General features: G+C 46.9%; 5 protein-coding genes. All 5 read left to right on the forward strand.

The features are described from left to right. A partial coding sequence (locus KDK19_RS23775) for a lipopolysaccharide assembly protein LapB (protein ID WP_257276364.1) occupies positions 1 to 1,436 on the forward strand: 1,436 nt, incomplete at its 5' end. A gap of 391 nt (positions 1,437 to 1,827) precedes the next feature. After that, complete coding sequence (locus KDK19_RS23780; protein ID WP_257279550.1) at positions 1,828 to 3,363, forward strand: WD40 repeat domain-containing protein; 1,536 nt, start codon at positions 1,828 to 1,830, stop codon at positions 3,361 to 3,363. Positions 3,364 to 3,428: 65 nt separating this feature from the next. Next, positions 3,429 to 4,991: a WD40 repeat domain-containing protein gene (locus KDK19_RS23785; RefSeq protein WP_257279551.1), complete on the forward strand. Its 1,563-nt coding sequence runs from the start codon at positions 3,429 to 3,431 to the stop codon at positions 4,989 to 4,991. A 153-nt stretch (positions 4,992 to 5,144) separates the two neighbouring features. Further along, positions 5,145 to 5,630 (forward strand): WD40 repeat domain-containing protein, encoded by a 486-nt coding sequence (locus tag KDK19_RS23790; RefSeq protein ID WP_257276367.1) that lies wholly within the window; start codon positions 5,145 to 5,147, stop codon positions 5,628 to 5,630. A 147-nt stretch (positions 5,631 to 5,777) separates the two neighbouring features. After that, positions 5,778 to 7,394, forward strand: a complete 1,617-nt coding sequence (locus KDK19_RS23795; protein WP_257279552.1) for a WD40 repeat domain-containing protein — start codon at positions 5,778 to 5,780, stop codon at positions 7,392 to 7,394. The last annotated feature ends 85 nt before the right edge of the window (positions 7,395 to 7,479 follow it).

The raw sequence follows: 7,479 nt of genomic DNA on the forward strand, positions 1-7,479 counted from the left end.
CCCTGGTGCGACTCTGGCAGACAAAAGGCAAACACGAATGGTCTGAAAAATTGCTACTGGACATGACGGGTAAGCATCCCGGTGCCAGTGAAGAGATTCTCTGCCGACCTTTTGGACGTCTTGATATTGATATGACTCTGGTTCGACACTGGGAAATCATGGGCAAATATCACCTGGTTGGAAGATTGCTGTTGAACATGAGTAACAAGCACCCCAGTGACAGTGAAGAAAGCCTGTGTCTGCCCTGCGGAGTTTATGAAATTGACTTGGCCATGGTTCGATACTGGGAGGATGTAGGCCAATATAATACGGCTGAAAAGCTGCTGCTGAACATGATGGGCAAGCAGCCCAACCAAAATATAGAAATCTTGTGTCAATCCTGTAGAGATCATCAATTAGATCTGGCTTTGGCACGACTCTGGCATATGATGGAGAAATATGAATGGGCTGAAAGACTGCTGCTGAGCGCCAGTGACAAAGACCCCAATGATAATGCAGAACGCCTGTGCAAGCCTTGCGGGAATAAACATATTGATCTGGCCCTGATAAGAAATTGGGAGATACAGGGCAAATATATATTGGCTGAAAGGTTGCTGTTGAACATGGTTGGCAAATCTCCCTTCGCCAGTATGGAAACGCTGTGCAAGCCCTATGGCGATTCGACAATCGACCTGACTCTGGTGAGACATTGGGATGTGGTGGGCGAATATAAACGGTCTGAAAAACTGCTGCTGAACATGAGTGACAAGCACCCCAAAGACCCTGAAGAATTACTCTGCAAACCCTGTGGGCAGCCTCTGGTTGACATCGCCCTGATGCGAACCTGGGAGTCAATGGGCGAGTATAAACGATCTGAAAAACTGTTGCTGAACATGATTGGCAAGCACCCCGATAACGATGAGGAAGACCTGTGCAAGCCTAGCGGGAATCATGATCTTGATCTGGCCCTGGGACGTCTCTGGGAGATAATGAATAAAACAGAACGGGCCCAAAGACTGATTCATCGTTGCTGTGATTTATACCATACGAGTGAATGTGAGTTGGCACTGCTTAATTCCTATGCCGGGACAGCGAGATTTATGGAAATGATTACCGGGTATCAGGAAAGCGCCAATATATTGCTGTCAAACTCGATCCATTATTTCCGACTGGCCTCTCAACAAATAGCAGACAATGACCCTGGGTCAGGACAAAGTAACCTTAAAAAGGCGCTTGAGTATGCAGAATCCGTACTAGAGAAACACCCCGGGAATGCAGGCGCCTGTTCGCAAAAAGCGCACTGTCTCAGAATGATGAATGACCGTAAAGAGGTTTGGAGCGAATGGTTCAAAAAAGCCAATGCCCTTGACCCCGGACGGTTAGGGAAGTTTAAAGCTAACGACATTTGGCGAATCATCGAAGCTCGAGCCGTTCAAAAGGTGAAGGATCTGGCATAGCCAACCTGAGCGCCTGCGGCGAAAATAAGAGTCTGACCAATGAGCCAGAAATATTGAATTCCAAAGGGTAAGTCATTAAGGCACTTCCGTTTGTTGCTCGTGGTTCGAGGAACGATTGGTCTTCGGGCACGCCTCCAACTATCCACCATCGGCGAACCAGGAAGTAATGATTGCCTACTGTCACTGAGTGAAGCCATTCCGCATGCACCGAAAGACAGAAACCCACTTTCTGCTTATTGATCATGGTCTCGAACCGGAGTCCTGTTTTTATCAGTTGAATTGAACAACCTATCATGAACTTTTTTTCTAAAACCGACTCCAATTAACTCAACCAATGTCCGACAACCTTGCAAATCATCAAGGTTAACTACCCAATTTCAGGAAACAAAGCATGAATGGAATAGATAATAGCTGCGATATTGCAGGTTCACATTCACTGGCAACCAGGCAAGCTCAATCGGAAATAACAACGGGAATCAGTGCAGGTAGAAGTATTACTGTATCTGGCGAGGAAAAAAAGGAAAAAACGTCATTACTGGATTTATCCGCATTTCCCCTCATATTTCGTTATTTAAAACTTCGGGATATTCGCAGTTTGGAACAGGTATGTACCTATCTTCACGCTGCGGTAAAAGAAAATAACGCACTGGCAAAAGCCTGGTATCGGCAGTTTTTTTCAACACACCAATACCAACTAAGGACAGCCATCACTACAAAAAATGATCACCAATTCCGTAGCTGGTTTGAGTCTTTTTCAAATGATATGGCGTTAGTGGACTCATTAACCAATCGCAAACGAGAGGCTGTTTTTTGCCCTGCTCTGTTGTACTTCAACAAGACTAACCTGATGTCTGAATGTAAAACATTTAAATTGGAAACAAAAGACACCATTCACGCAAATGCAATTATCAGAACAGCCGCCCTTAGTGTCGATGGCCGTTACCTGGTCACCGCCGTTGGAGACAACTCGGCAATGGTCTACGCTCAAGGGGCTAATGGATCCTGGGTAATAAAAACCGCCATTATCCATAATGACCTTGTCACGTCAGCCAACTTCAGTCTTGATGGCCGCCATGTGGTCACCGCCAGTCGGGGTCGCGAGGCGAAAATATATAGCCTGGGACGCGATGAATCATGGGAAACAAACGTTACCGTTACCCTTGACTCTGCCATCAGATCAGCCAGCTTCAGCCCCGATAGCCAACATGTGGTGATCGTCAGTATGGAACGCATGGCGCAAATCCATAGCCTGAAGAACAATGGATCATGGGAATTAACAGCCAACCTTTACGATGTTCGCTCAGCCACCTTCAGCGCCGATAGCCGCCGTTTGGTGACTGCCGAACGTGGTAGCACAGAGATGAAGATCCATAGCCAGAAGTCCGATGGATCATGGGAAGTAAAAAATATCATTCGCCTTGAGGATAGTATCAACTTAATCAGCTTCAGCCCGGAAGACCGCTATGTGATAACCCTCAATGGGCATTCCAAGGCGAGAATGTATCGCTGTGAGACCAATGAATCATGGAAAAGTGTGGTCGAAATTCAACACAAGCAAGTTATCCATTCGACTACTTTCAGTGCGGATGGCCGCCATGTGGCGACTGCGAGCCTGGATGGCATAGTAAAAATCTATGGCCAGAGAGCCGGTGGATTATGGGAAGAAAAAACCATCATTGATCACAAGCATTCAGTTGAATCAGTGACCTTCAGCTCTGACAGTCGCCACCTGGTGACTACCTGTCATAGCCACACAGCGAAAATCATTGGTCAGGAAGCCGATGGGTCATGGGTGGAAAAAGCCTGCATCACCCATGCTTGCTGGATCTTATCTGCCACTTTCAGCGCCGATAGCAGCCGTGTGATAACCGCAGGTTGTGATGGAACGGTGCAAATCACTGAACTACAGAGGAGTGACGTATATTAACTCAATCAACGTTGGACGTCCTTGCGAATCATTAAGGATAAAAACTCACTTTCAGGGAACAAAGCATGAATGGAATAGGTAATAACTCCAGCATTGCAGGTTCATACTCACCACCACCCAAGCGAGCTCGATTGGAAACACCAGCGGATTCCGGTTCGGGTTGGAGTATCACTGTATCTGACAAGGAAAATAAAGACAGGCCCTCATTGCGAGATTTATCCTTACTATCAAGCTCCCTCATTTGTCGCTATTTAAAGCTTCGGGATATTCGCAGTTTAAAACAGGTATGTACCTACCTTAACAACACGATCAAACAGGATAATGCTCTGGCAAAAGCGTGGTATCGGCAGTTTTCTTCATCACACCGGTATCTGCTATGGACAACCATCACTGCCAAAAATGAGAACCAACTCCATGATTGGCTGAAGACTTTTACGAATGATAAGGCGTTAATCGATTCACTGACAAATCGCCGACAGAAGAGTGTTTATTTACCTGCTCTGTTATATTTCACCAAAACTAACCTGATGTCTGAATGTGAAAGATTTAATTTAGTAACAAAAACCATCATTAAAGAAGATGACGAAGTCAAATCAGCCTCTCTCAGCGCTGATGGCCGTCACCTGGTGACGGCCAGCATCGATCATTCGGCAAGAATCTACGGCCACAAGGCCGATGGATCATGGGAAAAAAGAGCCATCATTCCCCATAACAGGTGGGTCAAATCAGCTATCTTTAGCCCCAATAGTCAATATGTGGTGACTGCCAGCAACGATAGCAGGGCACAAATTTACGGCCCCGGGTGCAATAAACGATGGAAATTAAAAGCCATCATTTCCCATAATCATTCGGTCAAGTCAGCCTCTTTCAGTGCCAATGGCCGCCATGTGGTGACTGCCAGTTGGGATAGAACGGCGCAAATCCATAGCCAGAAGGACGACGGATCATGGGAATTAACAGCCACCCTTTTTCACAATGATGCTGTCCAATCAGCCATTTTCAGCGCCGATGGCCGTCATGTGGTCACCGCCTGCTGGGATAAAACCGCGAAAGTTCATACCCTGAAAGACGATGGAACATGGGAAGTAAAAGGTACCCTTTCCCATAAAGGTCCTGTCATATCAGCCAACTTCAGCCCCGATAGTCGCTATGTGGTGACTGGCAGCAAGGACCGCAGGGCGAAAATCTATGGCAGGGAAACCAATGGATCATGGGTACGAAAAGCCATCATTCACCACGAAGATGATGTCAACTCAGCTACCTTCAGCCCCGATGGCCGCCATGTGGTGACTGCCAGTAATGATGGCAGGGTGAAAATCTATGGTCAGAAAGCCAATGGATCATGGGAAGAAAAAACCAACACATACCATAAGGATGGAGTCAACTCGGCCAGCTTCAGCCCTGATGGCCGTCATCTGGTGACTGCCAGCAAGGACGGAACGGCGAAAATCATCGGGCAGGAAGCTGATGGGTCATGGTTAGAAAAAGCCAGCATTGCCCATAAAGGCTGTGTCTGCTCAGCCACCTTTAGCGCCGATGGTAGCCACGTAGTCACAGCCAGTGACGACTGCACGTTGAAAATTACTGAACTACGGAGGAGTCATCAATTGTTTGCTGCCACTGAATGACGCCATTCTGCACGTGTTCATAGAAAGAGACTTTGTTAGTTTCATTCAACAACACGCTATGAACTTTCATTCTGAAACTGAGTCTAAATCGCAGCATCAATATTGACTGCCCGTGCTGATCGAATATAAATACCCACTTTGGAGGAACCTGACATGCACGGAATACATGATCACTCCTGCATTAAGGGTTCAGAATCAACACCATCCAAGCGAGTTCGATTGCAAACACCTGCGTGTGCCAGTGCGGGTAGAACGATCAAGCTGGCTGATAAGGAAACAACGTCATTGCTGCATTTATACTTATCATCATTTTCCATTATTTTTCGCTGTTTGAAACTTCGGGATATTCGCAGTATGGAACTCGTATGTACCCGCCTTCGCGATGAAGTCAACACGGCCATCTTCAGCCCCAATGGCCGCCGCATGGTGACTGCCAGTTTCTTCGATGGCACGGCGAAAATCATTGCTCAGGAGCCTGATGGGTCATGGTCGGAAAAAGCCAGTATTTCCCATAATACTCCGGTCCGATCAGCCAGCTTCAGCGCCGATGGCAGTCATGTAGTCACCACCAGTTACGACGGCATGGTAATAATCACTGAACTGCGCAGGAGTGATTTATTGCCTGCCGTCACTGGGTGAAGCCATTCTGCGTGCGCTGAAGGACACTTTGTTCGTCTTGCTTAACAATAAAATGAACTTTCATTCCAAAACCGACTCTAACCTGTGGCATCTATCTTGATCAGGTTTGCCAATCGGGGATATACACCTGCTTTCACGGAATAAAGAATGAATGTAATAGATAATAACTTCAGCATTGAGGGTTCAGACTCACCACCATCTAAGCGAACTCGGTCAGAAACACCGACGGGGACCAGTGCGGGCAGGTCCATCACTGTGCCTGATCAGGAAATTAAGAAAAAGTCGTCATTACAGGATTTATCCTCGTTATCATTTTCGTTAATTTTTCACTGTTTGAAACTTCGGGATATCCGCAGTTTAGAACAGGTATGTACCCGCCTTCGTAGTATTGTTAGAGAGAATAATGCATTGGCAAAAGCATGGCATCGCCAGCTTCCTTCACAACACCAGCATCATCTGAGAATGACCATCACCACAAAAAATGAGAATCAACTCCGTCATTGGTTGAAGTCATTTACGGATGATGAGGAGTTACTCGACTCACTCACCAATCGGCTGCATTGGGGCGTTTATTTACCTGCTCTGTTATATTTCACCAAAACTAACCTGATGTCTCAATGTGAAAAGTTTAAATTAGTCACTAAAACCATTATTGGCAAAAATCATAAAGCCAAATCACTCGCCATTACCGATAACGATTACCCCTTTCAGGTAAGCGCCAATAAAATAAACTCAGCCACCCTGAGTGCTGATGGTCGCTATCTGATAACTGCCAATGGAGATCTATCGGCAAAAATCTTCGGCCAAAAGGCTGATGGATCATGGAAAAAAAATACCAGTATTTCCCATAACGGATGGGTCAACTCAGCGATTTTCAGCCCCGATAGTCGCCATGCAGTAACCACCTGTTCGGATGGCAGAGCGAATATATATGCCCTGAGGTGCAATGAGTCATGGGAACCAAAAGCCATCATTTCCCATAGGGCGCAGGTCAACTCAGCCAGTTTCAGCCCCGATGGCCAACATGTGGTGACCACCAGTATGGACAGAACAGCACAAATCCATAGCCAGAAGCTCGATGGATCATGGGATTTACGAGCCATTCTTTCCCATGGCAAAGCCGTCGAATCAGCCACATTCAGCCCTGACAGCCACCATCTGGTCACCGCCAGTTGGGATAAGACGGCGAGAATCTATTGTCAGAAAGACGATGGTTCATGGGCATTAACCAACACACTTCCCCATGATCGTGCTGTCATGTCAGCCCTTTATAGCCCTGATGGCGGCCATGTGCTAACCACCAGTGAGGATCACAGTGCTAAAATCCATAGCCAGAGTGACGATGGTTCCTGGGAATTAACCGCCACACTTCCCCATGATCATATCGTCGAATCAGCCACCTTCAGCCCCGATGGCCGTCATTTGGTGACTGCCAGTTTCGATGGCGCGGTGAAAATCTTCGACCTGCAAGACGATGGATCATGGAAAGAAAAAGCCATCATTTATCATCAGAATACCGTCACGTCAGCCACTTTCAGCCCTGATAGCCGCCATGTGGTCACCGCCAGTAAGGATCGTACGGCGAAAATCATTGGTCAGAAGTCCGATGGGTCATGGTTAGAAAAAGCTCGCATTTACCACATCGACACGGTTCGATCAGCCAGCTTTAGCTCCGATGGCAGCCATGTGGTCACCGCCAGTGACCGTACGGTGATGATCACTGAACTTCGCAGGAGTGATTTATTGACTGCTGTCACTAAGTGACGCGATTCTGCGTGCGCTGAATGACACTTTGATAGCAGGACAGTTTGTCAGTTTCACTTAACAACAAGTTATGAACTTTCGTTCC

The organism is Endozoicomonas sp. ONNA1, from assembly GCF_024606325.1.
Classification (GTDB): domain Bacteria; phylum Pseudomonadota; class Gammaproteobacteria; order Pseudomonadales; family Endozoicomonadaceae; genus Endozoicomonas_A.

Excerpts from the sequence above, each read along its gene's own strand:
- KDK19_RS23780 (WP_257279550.1), top strand. The coding sequence starts at position 1,828 with ATGAATGGAATAGATAATAGCTGCGATATTGCAGGTTCACATTCACTG.
- KDK19_RS23785 (WP_257279551.1), top strand. The coding sequence starts at position 3,429 with ATGAATGGAATAGGTAATAACTCCAGCATTGCAGGTTCATACTCACCA.
- KDK19_RS23790 (WP_257276367.1), top strand. The coding sequence starts at position 5,145 with ATGCACGGAATACATGATCACTCCTGCATTAAGGGTTCAGAATCAACA.
- KDK19_RS23795 (WP_257279552.1), top strand. The coding sequence starts at position 5,778 with ATGAATGTAATAGATAATAACTTCAGCATTGAGGGTTCAGACTCACCA.